At 73.0% G+C, this 18,785-nt stretch carries 14 protein-coding genes and 1 tRNA gene; 6 read left to right on the top strand and 9 right to left on the bottom strand.

Going from position 1 to position 18,785, the window contains the following annotated elements; genetic code table 11:
• Window positions 1-4: 4 nt before the first annotated feature.
• From thrB to argS, 6 genes are all read right to left on the bottom strand, one after another.
• The gene (gene thrB / locus GVL05_RS02610) at window positions 5-946 is read right to left on the bottom strand and encodes a homoserine kinase (RefSeq protein ID WP_123294435.1); all 942 of its coding nucleotides are present in this window, start codon (window positions 944-946) and stop codon (window positions 5-7) included.
• Between the two features lie 101 nt (window positions 947-1,047).
• Window positions 1,048-2,127, bottom strand: coding sequence for a threonine synthase (thrC, locus tag GVL05_RS02605; RefSeq protein WP_111083860.1), 1,080 nt, complete (start codon window positions 2,125-2,127; stop codon window positions 1,048-1,050).
• Window positions 2,128-2,197: 70 nt separating this feature from the next.
• On the bottom strand, window positions 2,198-3,505 hold the full coding sequence (locus tag GVL05_RS02600) for a homoserine dehydrogenase (protein ID WP_123339754.1): 1,308 nt from the start codon (window positions 3,503-3,505) through the stop codon (window positions 2,198-2,200).
• Between the two features lie 25 nt (window positions 3,506-3,530).
• Window positions 3,531-4,958 (bottom strand): diaminopimelate decarboxylase, encoded by a 1,428-nt coding sequence (gene lysA / locus GVL05_RS02595; protein WP_159571102.1) that lies wholly within the window; start codon window positions 4,956-4,958, stop codon window positions 3,531-3,533.
• Between the two features lie 58 nt (window positions 4,959-5,016).
• On the bottom strand, window positions 5,017-5,772 hold the full coding sequence (locus GVL05_RS02590; protein ID WP_123294269.1) for a DUF2993 domain-containing protein: 756 nt from the start codon (window positions 5,770-5,772) through the stop codon (window positions 5,017-5,019).
• A 175-nt stretch (window positions 5,773-5,947) separates the two neighbouring features.
• Window positions 5,948-7,618 (bottom strand): arginine--tRNA ligase, encoded by a 1,671-nt coding sequence (gene argS, locus GVL05_RS02585; RefSeq protein WP_159571099.1) that lies wholly within the window; start codon window positions 7,616-7,618, stop codon window positions 5,948-5,950.
• Window positions 7,619-7,677: 59 nt separating this feature from the next.
• On the opposite strand from argS, the gene GVL05_RS02580 reads away from it, so the two are divergent.
• From GVL05_RS02580 to GVL05_RS02565, 4 genes are all read left to right on the top strand, one after another.
• Window positions 7,678-8,247 carry a hypothetical protein gene (locus tag GVL05_RS02580; RefSeq protein ID WP_159571096.1) on the top strand — a complete coding sequence of 190 codons (570 nt, stop codon included), beginning with the start codon at window positions 7,678-7,680 and terminating at the stop codon, window positions 8,245-8,247.
• 913 nt (window positions 8,248-9,160) lie between these two features.
• Window positions 9,161-9,232 (top strand) — tRNA-Arg (locus GVL05_RS02575).
• A 310-nt stretch (window positions 9,233-9,542) separates the two neighbouring features.
• The gene (locus tag GVL05_RS02570) at window positions 9,543-13,427 is read left to right on the top strand and encodes a Pls/PosA family non-ribosomal peptide synthetase (RefSeq protein WP_159571093.1); all 3,885 of its coding nucleotides are present in this window, start codon (window positions 9,543-9,545) and stop codon (window positions 13,425-13,427) included.
• Between the two features lie 26 nt (window positions 13,428-13,453).
• A complete protein-coding gene (locus GVL05_RS02565) occupies window positions 13,454-14,782 on the top strand; it encodes a M1 family metallopeptidase (protein ID WP_235035812.1) in 1,329 nt (442 codons plus the stop codon).
• On the opposite strand, the gene GVL05_RS02560 is transcribed toward GVL05_RS02565, so the two are convergent.
• On the bottom strand, window positions 14,779-15,048 hold the full coding sequence (locus GVL05_RS02560; protein ID WP_132100267.1) for a helix-turn-helix domain-containing protein: 270 nt from the start codon (window positions 15,046-15,048) through the stop codon (window positions 14,779-14,781). The two genes, GVL05_RS02565 and GVL05_RS02560, sit on opposite strands and share 4 nt — an antisense overlap.
• 32 nt (window positions 15,049-15,080) lie before the next feature.
• Between GVL05_RS02560 and map the strand changes: the two genes are divergently transcribed.
• Window positions 15,081-15,848 (top strand): type I methionyl aminopeptidase, encoded by a 768-nt coding sequence (gene map, locus GVL05_RS02555; protein ID WP_132100266.1) that lies wholly within the window; start codon window positions 15,081-15,083, stop codon window positions 15,846-15,848.
• On the opposite strand, the gene GVL05_RS02550 is transcribed toward map, so the two are convergent.
• Together GVL05_RS02550 and GVL05_RS02545 are read right to left on the bottom strand one after the other, a co-directional pair.
• Window positions 15,832-16,416, bottom strand: coding sequence for a 4'-phosphopantetheinyl transferase superfamily protein (locus GVL05_RS02550; protein WP_159571090.1), 585 nt, complete (start codon window positions 16,414-16,416; stop codon window positions 15,832-15,834). The two genes, map and GVL05_RS02550, sit on opposite strands and share 17 nt — an antisense overlap.
• Window positions 16,417-16,462: 46 nt before the next feature.
• Window positions 16,463-16,666 (bottom strand): hypothetical protein, encoded by a 204-nt coding sequence (locus GVL05_RS02545; RefSeq protein ID WP_071255966.1) that lies wholly within the window; start codon window positions 16,664-16,666, stop codon window positions 16,463-16,465.
• A gap of 302 nt (window positions 16,667-16,968) precedes the next feature.
• Here GVL05_RS02545 and GVL05_RS02540 point away from each other — a divergent pair.
• On the top strand, window positions 16,969-18,785 hold a 1,817-nt coding region (locus GVL05_RS02540; protein WP_235035822.1), incomplete at its 3' end, for a YgcG family protein.

Here is an 18,785-nt window from a genome sequence, read left to right as displayed (position 1 = left end):
GCGGTTACGCGGGTTCGGCTTCGAGCGCCGAGTGCGCCACCACTGTAGCACCACCGAGATCGACGGCCAGCATGAGCGCGCGCCAGTCGGATTCCCCGTGTCGGGCGACGAGATCCGCGGCCGTGAGCCGTTGTGCCGGGTCGCTGCCGAGGACGAGCAGGCTCGGTCCCGCCCCCGACACGACGGCCGCGAGGCCGTGCTGCCGGAGCAGTCCGATCAGTGCGTCGGTCTCCGGCATCGCGCTGGCACGGTACGCCTGGTGCAGGCGGTCCTCGGTCGCGGCGAGCAGTAGCTCGGGGCTCTGGATGAGCGCGGCGACGAGCAGCGCGGAACGGGAGACGTTGAACGCGGCGTCGGCGTGCGGGACGTTCTCGGGCTGCAGGGAGCGGGCGAGCTTCGTCGACAGCGTGGACGTCGGCACGAACACGACCGGCGCGACGCCGCGGTGCACCAGGAGCCGCTTGTACGCGGGTCCCTCGGCCGTCATCCACGCGATGGTGAGCCCACCGAAGAGTGCGGGGGCGACGTTGTCCGGGTGCCCCTCCATCTCGGTGGCCAGGCTGAGCAGGGTCGAGGCGTCCAGGTCGACGATGCCCTCGAGCAGCCCGCGGGCCGCCATCAGGCCGGCGACGATCGCGGCCGCCGAGGAACCGAGCCCGCGGCCGTGCGGGATCGCGTTCGTGGCGTGCAGCTCGAGGCCGGGCTGGTCGACGCCGGCGTGCTCGAGGCCGCGGCGGACGGCGCGCACGACCAGGTTCGTGTCGTCGGTGGCGACCTCGCCGGCACCGACGCCCTGCACCGTGACGGTGGCGCCGGCTTCCGGTCGGACCCGGACGACGACCTCGTCGTACAGCGAGAGCGCGAGACCGAGCGAGTCGAACCCCGGCCCGAGGTTGGCGGACGTCGCCGGCACGCGGACGCGCACGGCCCGTCCGGCGGGCAACACGTGGGCCGCCCGCCCGGCGGGCACAGCGTGGACCGCCCGTCCGGCCGGTACAGCACTGTGGGCGGTGACGCCCTCCCCCGGTCCGGACGAGCGGTCGGGGCTCACTGCGCCGCGACCAGTCCGAGCACGTCCGCGATCGACTTGGTGTCGACCGGCACGCTCGTCGGGGTGACCTCGCTGCCGTCCTCGGTGCGCAGAGCCCACTGCGGGTCCTTCAGGCCGTGGCCGGTGACGGTGATGACGACCTTCGCGCCCTTCGGCACGATGCCGGCATCGGCGCGCTCGAGCAGCCCGGCGACACCGATGGCCGAAGCGGGCTCGACGAAGACGCCGACCTCGGCCGACAGGATGTGGTGCGCGGCGAGGATCGCCTCGTCCGAGATCGCGCCGAAGTAGCCGTCGGTCTCGTCGCGGGCCTCGAGGGCGAACTGCCACGAGGCCGGGTTGCCGATGCGGATCGCGGAGGCGATGGTGTCGGGGTTCTTGACGACCTCGCCACGGACGATCGGTGCGGAACCGGCGGCCTGGAACCCGAACATGCGCGGGAGCTTCGTCGTGCGACCGGCGGCCACGTCCTCGCGGTAGCCACGGGAGTACGCGGTGTAGTTGCCCGCGTTGCCGACCGGCAGGAAGTGGAAGTCCGGGGCGTCGCCGAGGACGTCGACGACCTCGAACGCAGCGGTCTTCTGGCCCTCGATGCGGTCGTTGTTGACCGAGTTGACGAGGTGCACCGGGTAGTTCGCCGCCAGGTCGCGGGCGATGTCGAGGCAGTCGTCGAAGTTGCCCTGGACCTGCAGCAGCTGGGCGTCGTGCGCGACGGCCTGGCTGAGCTTGCCCATGGCGATCTTGCCCTCGGGCACGAGCACCGCGGCGGTGATGCCGGCGTGCGTGGCGTACGCGGCGGCCGAGGCGCTGGTGTTGCCGGTCGAGGCGCAGATGACGGCCTTCGCGCCGTGCTCGACGGCCTTCGAGATCGCCATCGTCATGCCGCGGTCCTTGAAGGACCCGGTCGGGTTCATGCCCTCGAACTTGACGTAGACCTCGGCGCCGGTGCGCTCGGAGAGCCGACGAGCCGGGATGAGGGGCGTGCCGCCCTCGCCGAGCGTGACGATCGGCGTCGCCTCGGTCACGTCGAGTCGGTCGGCGTACTCGCGCAGGACTCCCTGCCACTGGTGGGCCATCAGGCTTCTCTCTCTGTCCGGTGGGTCGGTCTGGTGGTGGTTCGCGGTCGGCCTGGAGGCCCGTGGTGCGTCAGGCGCCGACGAAGCGCAGGACGCTGGTCACGTCCAGGACCACGTCTTCGCCGCGGAGCGTGCGGACGGTGTCCGCCAGGTCGGCTTCGCGCGCCAGGTGCGTGCCGATGACGAGCGCTGCCGTCCCCTCGGAGGCACCCGTGGTGGTCTGCTCGACGGTCTCGACGCTCACGCCGTGCTTCGCGAGCACGCCGGCGACCGTCGACAGCACGCCGGGGGCGTCCGTGACGTGCAGGGTGATCTGGTAGCGCGTGCGCACGGTGCCGATCGGGAAGACGGGCAGGTCCGACTGGGTCGACTCCGCGACACCCGGGCCGCCGATGACGTGCCGACGTGCGGCGGACACCAGGTCGCCGAGGACGGCGGACGCGGTCTCGACACCACCGGCACCGGCGCCGTAGAACATGAGGTCGCCCGCGGCCTCGGCCTCGACGAACACGGCGTTCTTCGCGCCGTGCACGCTCGCCAGGGGGTGCGACTCCGGCACGAGGGCCGGGTAGACGCGGGCGCTGACGCCCTCGCGGCCGTCCTCGTCGGTCAGTCGCTCGGCGGTCGCCAGGATCTTCACGACGTAGCCGGCCTTGCGCGCGGCGCGGACCTGCTCGATGGTGACCGAGGTGATGCCCTCGCGGTGCACGGCAGCGAGCGGCACCGAGGTGTGGAACGCCAGCGAGGCCAGGATCGCGGCCTTCTGCGCGGCGTCGTAGCCCTCGATGTCGGCCGTCGGGTCGGCCTCGGCGTACCCGAGCTCGGTCGCGGTCGCCAGGGCGTCCTCGAACGTCGCGCCCTCGCGGTCCATCAGGTCGAGGATGAAGTTCGTGGTGCCGTTGACGATGCCCATGATCCGCTCGATGCGGTCCCCGGCGAGCGAGTCGTGCAGCGGTCGGATGATCGGGATCGCGCCGGCGACGGCGGCCTCGTAGTACAGCTGCGCACCGACCTGCTCGGCCACCGCGAAGAGCTCCGGACCGTGGGTCGCGAGGAGCGCCTTGTTGCCGGTCACGACGTCCGCGCCGGACTGCAGCGCCTGCAGCACGAGCGTGCGCGCGGGCTCGATGCCACCGATCAGCTCGACGACGATGTCGGCACCGAGGATGAGCGACTCGGCGTCGGTCGTGTAGAGGTCCTTCGGCAGGTCGACGTCGCGCGCGGCGTCGACGTCGCGCACGGCGATCCCGACGAGTTCGAGGCCGGCACCGGCGCGCGAGGCGAGTTCGTCGGCGTGCTCGAGCAGGAGCCGCGCGACCTGGGACCCGACCGAGCCGGCCCCGAGCAGCGCGACGCGGACGTTGCGGTATTCGATCATCTGGAGTTGGTTCCTGTTCGTCGGGTCAGCGACCGGTGCCGGCGTGGGGCACGGGGCGGACCCCGGTGTCGCGGGCGAGGAGGTCGTCGATCGACTCGCCCCGCACGAGGATACGGGTTGTGCCGTCCGCCACGGCGACGACCGGCGGGCGGCCCACGTGGTTGTAGTTGCTCGACAGCGCCCAGCAGTACGCCCCGGTGGCTGCGACGGCGAGCAGGTCCCCCCGCTGGACGTCACCCGGCAGGTACTCGTCGTTGACCACGATGTCCCCGCTCTCGCAGTGCTTCCCGACGACGCGGGTGAGGACGGCCGGCGCCTCGGACGTCCGGGCGAGGCGAGCGGTGTAGTCGGCGCCGTACAGGGCAGGACGGGCGTTGTCGCTCATGCCGCCGTCGACGGACACGTAGGTGCGGGTGGCGTGGCCGGTGTCCGCGTCGCCGGTCTCGAGGGTGACGGGCTTGATCGTGCCGACGCGGTAGAGCGTGACGCCCGCCGGGCCGACGATGTAGCGACCGGGCTCGACCGCGACCTCGGGCACCGGGATGTCCCGCTCGCCGCAGGCCTCGGCGATGATCGCGGCGAGGGCGTCGGCGACGTCCTCGGGAGCGAAGGCGGAGTCGGCCTCGGTGTAGTCGATGCCCCAGCCGCCGCCGAGGTTCAGCTCGGGCACCGGACCCGACTCGACGAGGGTGGCGTGCACGTCCATCAGGCGTCGAGCGGCCTCGCGGAACCCGGACTCGTCGAAGATCTGCGACCCGATGTGCGAGTGCAGCCCGACGAACACGAGCGACGACTCGGCGCGCACCGCCTCGGCCGCGGCGACGGCCTCGGTGAGCGGGATGCCGAACTTCTGGTCCTCGCGCGCGGTCGCGAGGTACTCGTGGGTCGATGCGTGCACACCGCTGTTGATGCGGATCCGGACGCGCTGCACGACCCCGGCGTCGGCAGCGGCACGGGCGACGCGCTGGACCTCCTCGTGGCTGTCGAGCACGATCGTGCCCACGCCGACCTCGACCGCGCGGGCGATCTCGGCGTCGGACTTGTCGTTGCCGTGGAAGCCGAGCATCGCCGGGTCGATGCCGGCGGCCAGGGCGACCGCGAGCTCCCCGCCGGTGCAGACGTCCACGCGCAGGTCGGCCTCGGCCATCCACGCCACGACCTGGGTCGTCAGGAACGCCTTGCCGGCGTAGTAGACGTGCGCCCGGGTGCCGATGCCCTCGAACGCCTCGGTGAACGCGTTCCGCACCCGGACCGCACGGGACTGCACGTCACGCTCGTCGACGACGTACAGCGGAGTGCCGTACTGCCGGACGAGGTCCGTCGCGGTGACACCGCCGACCGCCAGGTCGCCGTCGTCGGTCCGCGTCGCGGACGCGGGCCAGATCCGGTCCACCAGCTCGGAGGCGTCCGTCGGGAACCGCAGTCGCGGCGGTGCAAGGGGGTTCTCGCTCACGGGACCCGATCCTACCGACGCGGGGCGGGCCTCCCGTCCGTGTGACGCAGCCACGGGATCAGCCGCAGCTGCCGACAGTCTGCAGGCCCTGCTCGTTGAGCGGCAGCGCGTCCGCGGTGACGCGGACCGTCGCGTCGGCCTTCGAGACGTCGAGCGAGCGCACGCGGAGCGCCTCGGGCAGGAACTGCGCCGTGCACACCTGCACCGGCACGTTCGTGACGCCGGGGATCGAGTCCACCTTGAGACCGAGGTCGGAGTTCGTGATCCGCACGCTCTTCGGGGTGATCGTGATGCCGCGGCCGTCGTCCTGCGCGACCACGTCGCCCTTCGCCGCGTAGGTGATGTCGTAGCCGAGCACCGCCGTGGAACCGGACAGCTCGACGCCGCCGTCCACCAGGGACAACCGGTCGAACAGCGGGCTGTACTTCGACAGGTCCTTCACGCTCGACGACGCCAGCGTGACGGTGCCGTCGACGTCGTGCACGTCGCCCTTGCCGTCCACGGGGACGTCCTTCGCGGTGACGTCGGCGGCGAGCGGGATGCCGTCGACGGTGAGCTTCTCGGACGTGATCTCGACCTGGTCGAGGGTGCCGCCGATCAGCTGCGGGATGACGATGCCGTCGGCGTGCGCCTCGACCTGGCCCGTGGTGCCGTCGGGCAGCGACTGCTCGACCTGCTGGGCGATGATGCGGTCGACGACCCCGCGGAGCACGAACTCGGCGATCACGACGAGGGCGGCGAGCACGACGACGACCACGAGCAGGACGACGGGCCAGCGGCGGCGCTTGCGGGGGCGTTCGGTGGCGGCGGACATGCGTCCCACCCTGCCAGGTGGTCCCGTCAGCCTGCCTGGAGGCGCGGGGTGCGGGGGGCGGGCCCGCTCGATCGCGCCCCGCCACGGTCATCGCGCCCCCGCACACCGGGGCGCGATGACCGTCAGGGGGCGCGTCACGACAACGGCTCGGCCGTCTGCTCGTGACGCCGCTCCGCTACATGCGGGACGGAGCGCTCACGCCGAGCAGGCCGAGGCCGTTGCGGACGACCTGGCCGGTGGCGTCGTTCAGCCACAGGCGCGTGCGGTGCAGGTCGGTGACCGGCTCGTCGCCGAGCGGGGTCACGCGGCAGGCGTCGTACCAGCGGTGGTACAGGCCCGCGAGCTGCTCGATGTACCGGGCGATGCGGTGCGGCTCGCGGAGCTCCGCGGCGTGGCGCACCACGCGCGGGTACTCGGCGAGGGCACCGAGCAGCGCGCCCTCGGAGTCGTGCGTCAACAGCGAGGCGTCGAACGCGGACCGGTCGACCCCCGCGGCCTCGGCGTTGCGGGCCACCGACTGGGTGCGCGCGTGGGCGTACTGCACGTAGAAGACCGGGTTGTCGTTCGTCCGCTTCGTGAGCAGGTCGAGGTCGATGTCGATCGCGGTGTCGCTGGCGAACCGGACGAGCGAGTAGCGGCCGGCGTCGACGCCCACGGCGTCGACGAGGTCCTCCATCGTGACGATGGTGCCGTTGCGCTTCGACATGCGCATCGGCTCGCCGTCCTTGAGCAGGTTGACCATCTGCCCGATCAGGATCTCGAGGTTCGTGCCCGGCTCGTCCCCGAACGCGGCGCACATCGCCATCATCCGGCCGACGTAGCCGTGGTGGTCCGCACCGAGCATGATCAGGTTGCGCTCGAAGCCGCGCTCGCGCTTGTCGAGGTAGTACGCCAGGTCGCCGGCGATGTACGCGGGCTCGCCGTCGGACTTGATGACCACGCGGTCGCGGTCGTCGCCGAAGTCGGTCGTGCGGAGCCACTCGGCACCCTCGGCCTCGTACATCACGCCCGCCGAACGCAGCCGGGCGATGGCGCGCTCGACGGCCTTCGACTCGTGCAGGGCGTTCTCGTGGAAGTAGACGTCGAAGTCCACGCCGAAGTCGTGCAGCGACGACTTGATGTCCGCGAACATGAAGTCGACGCCCTCGCGCCGGAAGAGTTCCTGCGCCTCGTCGCGCGGCAGGTCCTTCACGTCGACCGAGGAGTCGAGCGTCGCGATGACGCGGGCCGCGATCTCGGCGATGTACGCACCGCCGTAGCCGTCCTCCGGCGTGGGCTCACCGAGCGCCGACGCGACGAGCGAGCGGGCGAAGCGGTCGATCTGCGCGCCGTGGTCGTTGAAGTAGTACTCGCGGGTGACGAGGCCGCCCTGCGCCTGGAACACGCGAGCCAGGCTGTCGCCGACCGCCGCCCAGCGCACGCCGCCCATGTGGATCGGGCCGGTCGGGTTCGCCGACACGAACTCCAGGTTGATCCGGACGCCGTCGTACAGGTCGCCGTGCCCGAAGGCGTCGCCGCCCTCGACGATCGTGCGGGCGATCTCACCGGCCGCTGCGGCCTCGAGAGTGATGTTGATGAACCCCGGGCCGGCGACGTCGACCGAGGCCACGCCGTCGAGCTCGGTCAGCTCGCCGGCGATCTCCGTCGCGAGCTCGCGCGGGTTCGTGCCGATGCGCTTCGCGAGCTGCATGGCGGCGTTCGAGGCCCAGTCGCCGTGCGCACGGTTCTTCGGACGCTCGAGCACCACGTGGGAGTCCCCGATCGTCACGGTCTCGGACGCGCCTCGTCGCTCGACGATCCCGGTCAGGATCGACAGGTACGCGGCGGAGAGTTCGGCAGGAGTCACGGCGGACGAGTCTACCGGGACACCCAGGTGCACGCCGGACGATGGGCCATCATGTCGGGATGACCACCCGAAGCCGTGCCCGGGCGTGCTCCGTCGCCGTCGTCACCGCCGCAGCAGCACTCGCGTTGTCGGCCTGCTCGGGCGGCGGGGACAGCGACCCGACGCCCAGCCCGACCCCGGTCGGCAAGACGGTGTCGCAGACCTGCGCCGAGCTCTTGCCGACCGAGGCCCTGTCCGTGTACGGGACGACCTTCGCGCTCGACGACTCCTTCACGCCGGCCAAGGGCTCCCCCGCCGCCACGATCGCGAAGCAGCGGGGCCGCGTCTGCCAGTTCGTCGCCACCGACGACGACACCGAGACGATCACCCTGGCCGTCGCGGACCTGCCTGAGAAGTCGCTCACGAACCTGAAGGACGCGCTGTACGACCGGGGCGGCTCGGTCCCCACCTACCGCGTCGAGGGCTACTTCGCCCTGAACGACGACATCGGCCGCGCAGACGCCTTCGCCGACCCGTACTGGATCACCACGCAGTCGACGCTGTTCACGGAGCCCGGCGGCGCACAGCCCGTCGTCGACGCAGTGCGCGCCGCGCTGCAGCCGTCGGCGTCGGAGACGCCCGCGGGCTGACGCGCCCGCGCCGGCACGGTGCCGGGTCCGCCGCCCGGTGCGAGGTTGCACGCTTGGTGCGCGCTTGTAGCGCCGCACGGAGCGCGCAACCTTGCACGGGCCCGCGACGCACGCACGGTGCGGACGGGGGGCCCGTGGCGGGCCCGCACCGTGCCTCCCGTCCGACGGCCACCACGCACAGTGCCGGGTCCGCCGCCTGGTGCGAGGTTGCACGCCTGGTGCACGCTTGCAGCGCCGCACGGAGCGCGCAACCTTGCACGGGCCCGCGACGCACGCACGGTGCGGACGGGAGGCCCGTGGCGGGCCCGTACCGCGCCTCCCATCCGACGGCGACCACGAACGGTGCCGGGTCCGCCGCCCGGTGCGAGGTTGCACGCCTGGTGCGCGCTTGCAGCGCCGCACGGAGCGCGCAACGCCCCACGGGCCCGCGACGCGCGCACGGTGCGGACGGGAGGTCCGTGGCGGCCCCGCACCGCGCCTCCCGTCCGACGGCGACGCCCGCGGGCTGAGGCGACCGCGCCAGCACGGTGCGGAGCCCCCCGCCCGGTGCGAGGTTGCACGCTTGGTGCGCGCTTGCAGCGCCGCACGGAGCGCGCAACCTTGCACGGGCCCGCGACGCACGCACGGTGCGGACGGGAGGCCCGTGGCGGGCCCGCACCGTGCCTCCCGTCCGACGGCCACCACGCACAGTGCCGGGTCCGCCGCCTGGTGCGAGGTTGCACGCTTGGTGCGCGCTTGCAGCGCCGCACGGAGGGCGCAACCTCGCAAGGGCCCGAGACGCGCGCACGGTGCGGACGGGAGGCCCGTGGCGGAACCGCACCGTGCCTCCCGTCCGCCCTGCAGTCGCGTCTCGTGCACGACACGCGCTGTCCAGGAGCCCGCGCCGGACCTGCTACGGTTATTCCACCCCTTGGCCCCCATAGCTCAGGGGATAGAGCACTGCCCTCCGGAGGCAGGGGCGGAGGTTCGAATCCTCCTGGGGGCACTGTGACATTCCCGCGCAAGCAGTTGTCTTCGCTGCGCTCAGTCAGCTGCGCGCGACATCGCCTGCGGCGACCTTCCCCCGTTGAGACTCTCCGGGATGGGTTGCGCATGTCGTGGCGGATGTTGACGTTCGCGCGGATGATGAGCAGGAATGGTCTGGTCGGGGGAAGCGACTCGACAGTTTCTGCTCACGAAGCGCCCGCGCGCTGCGCACCGTGCGCACCGCGCTACCCCGTGTTTCCGAGCGCGACACCTCGGTCCCCTAGGATCACGGGCCGGTCGTCCTGCACGCGACCGGGAAGAGGGAACCGATGACCACCGGCACCGGGAACGCGCAGCTCGAACTCGCCCGCGGCGGGCACGCCCCCGCACCACGGACCCTGTTCGACGTCCTCGCGGCGACCGCGGCCACCCACCCGACCGCGACCGCGCTCGAGGACCCCGCCGGCACCGTCGACTACGCTGCCCTGCTCGACCTGGTGCGCGCGCAGGCCGACGACCTCGCCCGCCGCGGAGTCCGACGGGGTGACCGGGTCGGGGTGCGGATCCCCTCCGGCGGGCGTGACCTGTACCTGTCGATCCTCGCGGTCCTCGCCGCCGGAGCCGCCTACGTGCCCGTCGACGCCGACGACCCCGAGGAACGCGCGACCCTCGTGTTCGGCGAGGCCGGCGTCGTCGGCGTCATCGGGGCCAGCGGCGTCCTGCGCGACCGCGACGGCGGCGAGCTGCCCGTGACGGACCCCACGGCGAGCGCCGCACTCCCCCACGAGGACGACGACGCGTGGATCATCTTCACCTCGGGGTCGACCGGGGTGCCGAAGGGCGTGGCGGTCACCCACCGCAGTGCTGCGGCGTTCGTGGACGCCGAGGCGCGGATGTTCCTGCAGGCGGCGCCGATCGGTCCCGGTGACCGGGTGCTGGCGGGGCTGAGTGTGGCGTTCGATGCGTCGTGCGAGGAGATGTGGCTGGCGTGGGGGCACGGTGCCGCGTTGGTGCCGGCGCCGCGGTCGTTGGTGCGGACGGGGGTGGACCTGGGGCCGTGGTTGATCGCGCACACGATCACGGTGGTGTCGACGGTGCCGACGCTCGCGGCGCTGTGGCCGGACGATGCGTTGGAGCAGGTGCGGCTGGTCATCTTCGGTGGTGAGGCGTGCCCGCCGGAGCTGGCGGCGCGCATCGCGAGCCGGGACCGTGAGGTGTGGAACACGTACGGTCCGACGGAGGCGACGGTGGTGGCGTGCGGGTCGCTGCTCGACGGGAGCCAGCCGATCCGGATCGGGCTGCCGCTGGACGGGTGGGACCTGGCGGTCGTGGACGGTGCCGGGCAGCGGGTGGAGCCGGGCGGGGTCGGTGAGCTCGTGATCGGTGGTGTCGGGTTGGGGCGGTACCTGGACCCGGCGAAGGACGCGGAGAAGTACGCGCCGTTCCCGGAGCTCGGGTGGGAGCGGGCGTACCGGAGTGGTGACCTGGTGCGCTACGACCCCGAGGGGCTCGTGTTCCAGGGGCGTGCGGACGACCAGGTGAAGCTCGGTGGTCGGCGCATCGAGCTCGGGGAGATCGACGCGGCGCTGCAGGCGCTCGACGACGTGGCCGGTGGTGCGGCCGTGGTGCAGCGGACGCCGGCGGGCAACCAGGTGCTGGTGGGGTACGTGGCGCCGGTGGCGGGTGCCACGGTGGACGTCGCGGCTGCGAACGCCCGGTTGCGGCAGGAGCTGCCCGCTGCGCTCGTCCCGCTCGTCGCCGTGGTGGACTCGTTGCCGACGCGGACGTCGGGCAAGGTCGACCGTGCGGCGCTGCCGTGGCCGTTGCCCGGGGCGACCGACGCAGCGATGCTGCCGGACACCGTGGCGTGGATCGCTGAGCGCTGGGCGGCGATCCTCGGGGTGCCGGTGTCGAGCGTCGACGACGACTTCTTCGCGCACGGTGGCGGGTCGCTGACGGCGGCGCAGCTGGTGTCCGCGATCCGCGAGCGGTTCCCGACGACGACCGTCGCCGACGTCTACGACCACCCGCGCATCGGCGCGCTGGCTGCCGCGTTGGACGAGTCCGGTCCGGTGGCGGCCGCATCGCGCGACGTGACGCCGGTCCCGCCGACGACGGGCCTCGCGATGACGCTGCTGGGCTTGCCGGTGCAGGTGCTGCGCGGGTTGCGGGTCCTGACGTGGACGGCGCTGGTCGCGGCGGTGCTGCACGCGACGACGCTGCCGTTCCTGCCGGTGCTCCCCTGGCCGGCGCTCGTCGTCGCGCTGCTGGTGTTCGTGACGCCGATCGGCAAGATGGCGCTCACGGTCGTGCTGGCCCGGCTGCTGCTCGTCGGCGTCCGGCCGGGCGACCACCCCCGGGGTGGCTCGGTGCACCTGCGGGTCTGGCTGGCGGAGCGGATCGCCGAGGCGGTCGACGGTCCCTCGACCGCCGGGGCGCCGTGGATCAGCTACTACGCCCGTGCGCTCGGGGCGCGGATCGGCGCGGACGTCGACCTGCACACGCTCCCGCCGGTCACCGGGATGCTCACGATCGGCAAGCGTGCGTCGATCGAGCCCGAGGTGGACCTCGCGGGGCACTGGGTGGACGGTGACGTGTTCCGGCTCGGCCGGGTCCGTGTCGACGACGACGCCGTCGTGCACAGCCGCACCACGCTGCTGCCCGGTGCGTACGTGGGCGCGGGTGCCGAGGTCGAGGCCGGCTCGGCCGTCGCCGGCCGGGTGCCCGCCGGTCAGCGCTGGGCGGGTTCGCCCGCCGAACGCGTCGGGTCGGCCAGGCACGGCCGGGAGGCCCGTCCCCCGTCGCGTCGACGCTGGCTGCTGGCGTACGGGGCCGGCTCCGTGGCCGTGGCCGGGTTGCCGGTGATCGGCGTCGCGGTCGGGCTGCTGGTCGCCGTCGCCCTGGTCGGGCGCGCGTCGACGCTCGGCGACGCGGTGCTGCGCGCCCTCGCGACCGTGCCGCTCGCGACCGTCGTCGCCGGGGCCGTGTACGCGCTGCTCGTGGTGGGGTCGGTGCGGCTGCTCGGCATCGGGCTGCACGAGGGGCGTCACCCCGTGCGGTCGCGGATCGGGTGGCAGGCGTGGTCGACGGAGCGGGTGCTGGACGCGGCGCGGACGCTGCTGTTCCCGCTGTACGCCTCGCTCGTGACGCCCGTGTGGTTACGGCTGCTCGGGGCGAAGGTCGGCCGGAACACGGAGATCTCGACGGTCCTGCTCATCCCCGCGCTGACGCAGATCGCGTCCGGCGCCTTCCTGGCCGACGACACCATGGTCGCCACGTACGAGCTCGGTGGTGGCCGGGTGCGGATCGGCCGGTCGAAGGTCGGGCGGCGGGCGTTCCTCGGCAACAGCGGGATGACGGGCGCCGGACGCTCGGTCCCGCGCGAGGCGCTGGTGGCGGTGCTGTCCGCCGTGCCGAAGAAGGCCAAGCGCGGGTCGTCGTGGCTCGGCTCACCCCCGGTGCGGCTGCGCCGTGCGGCGACGCAGTTCGACGAGGAGCGCACCTTCCGTCCGCCCGTGCGGCTCAAGGTCGCCCGCGGTTGCTGGGAGCTGCTGCGGCTCGTGGCCCCGATGGTGTCCGCTGCGATCGCCCTCGGGGTGGCGGGCACCCTGCTCGCCCTGTGGTCGGCGGTCGGCGTCGGGTGGACGGTGCTGCTCGCCGGACCGGTGCTCATCGTCGCCGGGGCCGTCGCCGCGGTGGTGTCGACGATCGCGAAGTGGGCGTTCGTCGGCCGGATCACCGCCCGGGAGCACCCGCTGTGGTCGTCGTTCGTGTGGCGCAACGAGGTGCAGGACACCTTCGTCGAGACGGTCGCCCGACCCTGGTTCGCCGAGCAGGCCACCGGCACCCCGGCCCTGGCGGCGTGGCTGCGGAGCCTCGGCGCGACGATCGGCCGCGGCACCTGGCTCGAGACCTACTGGCTGCCCGAGGCCGACCTCGTCACGATCGGGGCCGGCGCCTCGGTGGCGCGCGGGACCGTCGTGCAGACCCACCTGTTCCACGACCGGGTGATGCAGCTCGACACCGTGCGGCTCGACGCCGGCGCGACCCTCGGGCCGCACAGCGTCGTCCTGCCCGCCGCCGGCATCGGCACGGGCGCCACGGTGGGTCCGGCCTCGCTCGTGATGCGCGGCGAGCAGGTGCCCACCGGGTCCCGCTGGTCCGGCAACCCCATCGCTCCGTGGACAGCCGAACCGGCCACCGTGGCGGACTGACCGGCGCCATGGGGTTGACTGGGACCGTGCCGAACACCCCCGCTGCCGACCCGTACACCCCGCACAGCGGCGACCGACGCTGGAGCGCCGAGCACTACGACCTCCGCCTCGACTACCGCGTGGCCACGAACCGCCTCGACGGCACGGCGACGATCACCGCCCGAGCCCACGAACCCCTCGACCGGATCGTCATCGACCTGCACGGCCTGAGCGTCGAGCGCGCCGACGTCGACGGCACCCGCGCGAAGAAGGTGTCGAAGGCGGTGCACAAGGTCACCGTCACCCCGGCGTCGCCGATCGCTGCCGACACCACGTTCACCGTGCACCTGCGGTACCGCGGCAACCCGCGCCCCGTCCGCAGCGCCTGGGGCCAGGTCGGGTGGGAGGAACTCACCGACGGCGTCATCGTCGCGGCCCAGCCGACGGGGGCGCCCTCGTGGTTCCCGTGCAACGACCGACCGGACGACAAGGCGACCTACCGGTTCGAGATCGCCGCCGAGGCCGCGTACGACGTCCTGGCGAACGGTGCACTGCTCGGCAAGGAACGCGACCGCATCGGCACCAGGTGGACGTACGCGACCACCGAGCCGATGGCGACCTACCTGGCGACGGTGCAGATCGGGCGGTACCGCACGACGAGGCTCCGCGGCGCCGTCGTCCCCGTGACCCTGCACCACCCCGCCGACCTGGCGGCCGCCGCGAAGACCGACTTCGGGCAGGTGCCGGAGATGCTCGCGCTGTTCTCGGACCGCTTCGGCCCGTACCCGTTCGCGGCGTACGGCGTCGTGGTCACCGACGACGAGCTCGAGATCCCCCTCGAGGCCCACGGGCTCGCGGTGTTCGGCCGGAACCACGTCGACGGCGAGCACGGCACCGACCGGCTCATCGCGCACGAGCTCGCGCACCAGTGGTTCGGCAACTCGGTGACGGTCACCCGCTGGCAGGACATCTGGCTGCACGAGGGGTTCGCCTGCTACGCCGAGTGGTTGTGGTCCGAGCACCACGGCGGCGACACCGCCGACGTGCTCGCGGCGCAGTACCGGCAGGGGCTCCTCGACCAGCCTGAGGACCTCGTCGTCGGCGACCCCGGCGCGAAGGACATGTTCGACGACCGGGTCTACAAGCGCGGGGCCCTCGCACTGCACGCCGTCCGCCGCACGTTCGGCGACGACGCGTTCACCGCCGGGCTGCGCAGCATCACCGAACGGCACCGGCACGGTTCGGTGACGGTGCCCGACGTGCTCAGTGCGTTCGCCGACGCCGCCGGCCGTTCCGTCGCGGACGTCCGAGCGGTGACCGGGCCCTGGATCGACGAGGCGTCGGTACCGGCGCTGCCCGCGCCGCGCGTCGACTAGCCAGCCAGCTCGCCGTCGGCCGGGTCGCAGCTGACCTCGGACCAGACCGCGTCGAGCGACAGCCCGACCACGCCGGCGACGGCCGCGATGGTCGAGAACGCCGGGGTCGCGATCCGCCCGGTCTCGATCTTGCGGAGGGTCTCGGGCGAGATCCCGGCGGCGAGGGCGGTGTCGACGATCGACCGTGGGCCACGTGCGCGGCGGAGCAGGGCGCCGAGACGGCGACCGCGCGCGACCTCGTCGGGGCGGAGCGGGAGACGGACCATCCCCACATAGTAATACCGGTATGATCATCCGCGTGATCGAGATCCTGACGCCCGCCGAGGTCGAGAAGGCCCGTGCCACCGGAGCCCTCGTCGGCACCATCCTGCAGACCCTGCGCGAACGGACCCGCGTGGGCACCAACCTGCTCGAGATCGACCGGTGGGCGAAGCAGATGATCGAGGCCGCCGGCGCGGACTCCTGCTACGTCGACTACGCACCGTCGTTCGGCCGCGGTCCGTTCGGCCACCACATCTGCACCGCCGTGAACGACGCCGTGCTGCACGGGCTGCCGCACGACCGGGCGCTGGCCGACGGCGACCTGCTCACCCTCGACCTCGCGGTGTCGCTGGACGGCATCGCCGCGGACGCCGCTGTGAGCTTCGTCGTCGGCACCCCGCGCGCCGAGGACCTGGCCCTCATCGACGCGACCGAGCGCGCCCTGGCCGCCGGGATCGCCGCCGCCGGCCCCGGCGCCCGCATCGGCGATCTGTCGCACGCCATCGGGACCGTGCTCGAGGGTGCGGGCTACCCGGTCAACGTCGAGTTCGGCGGCCACGGCATCGGCTCGACCATGCACCAGGACCCGCACGTGTCGAACACGGGCCGCGCGGGCCGCGGCTACACGCTCCGGCCCGGCCTCCTGCTCGCGCTCGAGCCGTGGGTGATGGCGGACACCGACGTGCTCGTCACCGATGCCGACGGTTGGACGCTCCGCAGTGCCACGGGAGCCCGGACGGCCCACACCGAGCACACCATCGCGATCACCGAGGACGGCGCCGAGGTGCTCACACTCCCCCGCTGAGCGTCCCCTCGACCACGACGGGCAGCCCGCCGGCCGCGACGACGAGCACCAGGTCGGGCGCCGGCCGGTGGACCGTCACCGGGTGGTCTCGCCCCTCGAACCGCGCGGTGCCGGCAGCGACGTCCACGTCGACCGACAGCGGATCGACGCGCAGACCCCGACCGTCGCGCTTCAGCACGGCCTCCTTCGCCGCCCAGCAGGCCGCGAGCAAGCCGGCATCACCGGCCGAGCGCTCGCGTTCGCCGGGCGTGAAGACGTCGAGCGGTGCTGCGCCGACGCGGGACACCCGCTCGAGGTCGACGCCGACCGTGCCCTGCGCGACCGCGAGCGCGAGCACGCCGGTCGTGCGCGACAGACTGACGCCGAACGCCGTGCCGTGCACCGTGGCCCAAGGACGACCGTGGTCGGTCCCGGCACAGTGTGGGCAGACGCGCCCCGCGCGCACGGCTGGCGACTCGACTGCCGCAGCCGCCGCGACGGCGGCGACCAGGGCCTCCCGGTCGGCGGCACGGTCCGGACCCGGCGCGCACAACGTCACCACGACCGCCTGGAGGCCCGACTCACCCACGCACGCAGCCTACGGTGCGCGGACGGCCGGCCCAGGGCCGTGGTCGCTACGCGTGCGTGAGTGCGATCAGTGCGACGTTCATCGTGCTGTAGAGACCCTCGGATCGGGTCGCCTGGCGGACGCGTCCGCGCAGCACTTCGTAGCGGCCGTCGTGCTCGCGCACGAAGCCGATCACGCCGGTCGCCGGCGTCGAGACGCGGTGGTAGCCGTCCTCGAGCGGGACGACCTCGGTACTCGTGGTTCGCTCCATTGCTGTTCCCTTCCGTTCGTCGTCGAACAGTGGCGTCAGCCTACCCCGGTCCGGGGGACAAGACACCCATGGATCGGCTTGTCCACAGTGTTCGCCGAGAGTCCGTCCGTCGCTTGCGCGCCGTGGATAGACTCCGGGCGACGGCGCTCTCAGAGCGCCGTTCGGGACGGCGTCGACGGCGCCGACCGGTGACGGACGGAGGACGGATGCGAACGGTCCAGCGTGGATCGGGCACGGGCGGGTCGAGGACGGAACGGGGGACAGCGCGGCTCTGGGGTCGCGTCACGGCAGCGGCCGTGGCGATGCTGATCGTCCTGGCTCCGGCGGCGACCGCGCAGGCCACGGCACCCGTCGACCTGGGTGGGGCGTACGTCCTCGACGAAGCCGACGCCCTCAGCTCCTCGCAGCAGGCGCAGGTCGAACAGGCGGTGCAGGACCTGTACGCCGAGACCCAGACGCAGCTGTACGTCGTGTTCGTGCCGACGTTCACCGATCCGACGGACCACACCGCGTGGGGCTCCGCGGTCATGGAGCAGAACCAGATCGACACCGACGGCATCCTGCTGTCGGTCGCCGTCGACGACCGCAACTACGACGTGCAGCAGACGAACGAGACCGCCATCTCCGAGTCCGACGTGCAGAGCGCCGTGAACGACTCGCTGCTCCCCGAGCTGAAGCAGGGCGACTGGTCCGGCGCGGCCGTGGCGTTCGCGAACGGGCTGACGGACACCCAGGCGCCGCCGAACCTCACCTGGCTCTGGATCCTGTTGCTCGTCATCGTCGTCGGCCTGATCGTCGTCGTGCTCGTCATGCGCACCCGCAACAAGCGGAAGACCGCCGCGGCCACCCAGGCACAGCAGGAGTCCCTCGCCGACCTCGAACGCACCGCCGGCGGCGCGCTCGTGACGATCGACGACGAGCTCCGCACCGCCGAGCAAGAGGTCGGGTTCGCCACGGCCCAGTTCGGTCCCGACGCCGCGAAGCCCTTCGCCGACGCCGTCGCCGCCGCGCAGCAGGCCGTGCGCAAGGCCTTCACGTTCCGGCAGCAGCTCGACGACGAGATCCCGGACTCCCCCCAGCAGCGTGCCGACTGGGCGAACCAGATCATCGCGATCTGCCAGCAGGCGCACGCCTCGATCGAGGAACAGACCGAGTCGTTCGACAAGCTCCGGTCGCTCGAGGACGGCGTCGACGAAGCAGCTGTCGCGCTGGCCCAGGCCGTCGCGGAAGCACCGGCGTCGGTCGGCGCAGCAGCGGCCGCGCTCGACCGCGTGCGAGCGAACTACACCGGCCGCACCCTCGCGACCGTCGCCGACAACGTCGACCAGGCACACCAGGTGCTCGCCTACGCCACCGAGCGCTCGAACGCGGCCACCGCGGCGATCGCGGCCGGCGACAAGGGCGAAGCGGTGGTCGCCGTGCGCGACGCCCAGCACGCCCTGGCCCAGGTGCAGCAACTCACGAACAGCGCGGTCGCGGCCGAGGGCACCTTCACCGAGGCCACCGCACGCGCCGAGGCGATGCGCATCGACATCGAGGGCGACGTCGCCGCGGCCCGGACCCTCACCGTGGGCGGGCCCGACCTCGCCGCGGCCGTGACCCGGGCGCAGACCGTGCTGCGGCAGGGGTTCGACCCGAAGGACCCGATCACCGCGGTCGACGCCCTCACGAAGGCGAACACCGAGATCGACCAGGCCATCGCGGCCGCCCGGGGTGCCGAAGAGCAGCAGCGCCGGGCGTCCCGCGCCCTCGACGACGCCCTGCGCGACGCCCGGAACCGGATCAGCCAGGCGCGCGAGTACATCTCGCTGCACCGTGGCGGCATCGGACCGACCGCTCGCACCCGCCTGTCCGAGGCCGAACGCGCCCTCGACGACGCCGTGCAGCTCGCCACCACCGACCCCGGACAGGCACTGCAGGCAGCACGGGCGGCCGAGCAGTACGCCGCCGCGGCGATGGACTCGGCGAACGACGACATGGGCGGCTGGGGCGGCGGTGGCGGCGGCTTCGGTGGTGGCGGCGGCAACGGCGCCCAGCTCGGCGGCCTCGTCACCGGCATCGTGCTCGGCGGCCTGCTCGGCGGTCGCGGTGGCAGCTTCGGCGGCGGCTCCTTCGGGGG

Origin of the sequence: Curtobacterium sp. 18060 (assembly GCF_902706105.1) — a bacterium.
Lineage (GTDB): Bacteria > Actinomycetota > Actinomycetes > Actinomycetales > Microbacteriaceae > Curtobacterium.
Note: the sequence above shows the minus strand (reverse complement) of the source record. Positions and strands in the feature narration are given on the sequence as shown.

Coding starts and splice junctions, on each gene's coding strand:
- thrC (WP_111083860.1), bottom strand. CDS start 2,127: ATGGCCCACCAGTGGCAGGGAGTCCTGCGCGAGTACGCCGACCGACTC.
- GVL05_RS02600 (WP_123339754.1), bottom strand. CDS start 3,505: ATGATCGAATACCGCAACGTCCGCGTCGCGCTGCTCGGGGCCGGCTCG.
- GVL05_RS02590 (WP_123294269.1), bottom strand. CDS start 5,772: ATGTCCGCCGCCACCGAACGCCCCCGCAAGCGCCGCCGCTGGCCCGTC.
- GVL05_RS02580 (WP_159571096.1), top strand. CDS start 7,678: ATGACCACCCGAAGCCGTGCCCGGGCGTGCTCCGTCGCCGTCGTCACC.
- GVL05_RS02570 (WP_159571093.1), top strand. CDS start 9,543: ATGACCACCGGCACCGGGAACGCGCAGCTCGAACTCGCCCGCGGCGGG.
- GVL05_RS02560 (WP_132100267.1), bottom strand. CDS start 15,048: ATGGTCCGTCTCCCGCTCCGCCCCGACGAGGTCGCGCGCGGTCGCCGT.
- GVL05_RS02545 (WP_071255966.1), bottom strand. CDS start 16,666: ATGGAGCGAACCACGAGTACCGAGGTCGTCCCGCTCGAGGACGGCTAC.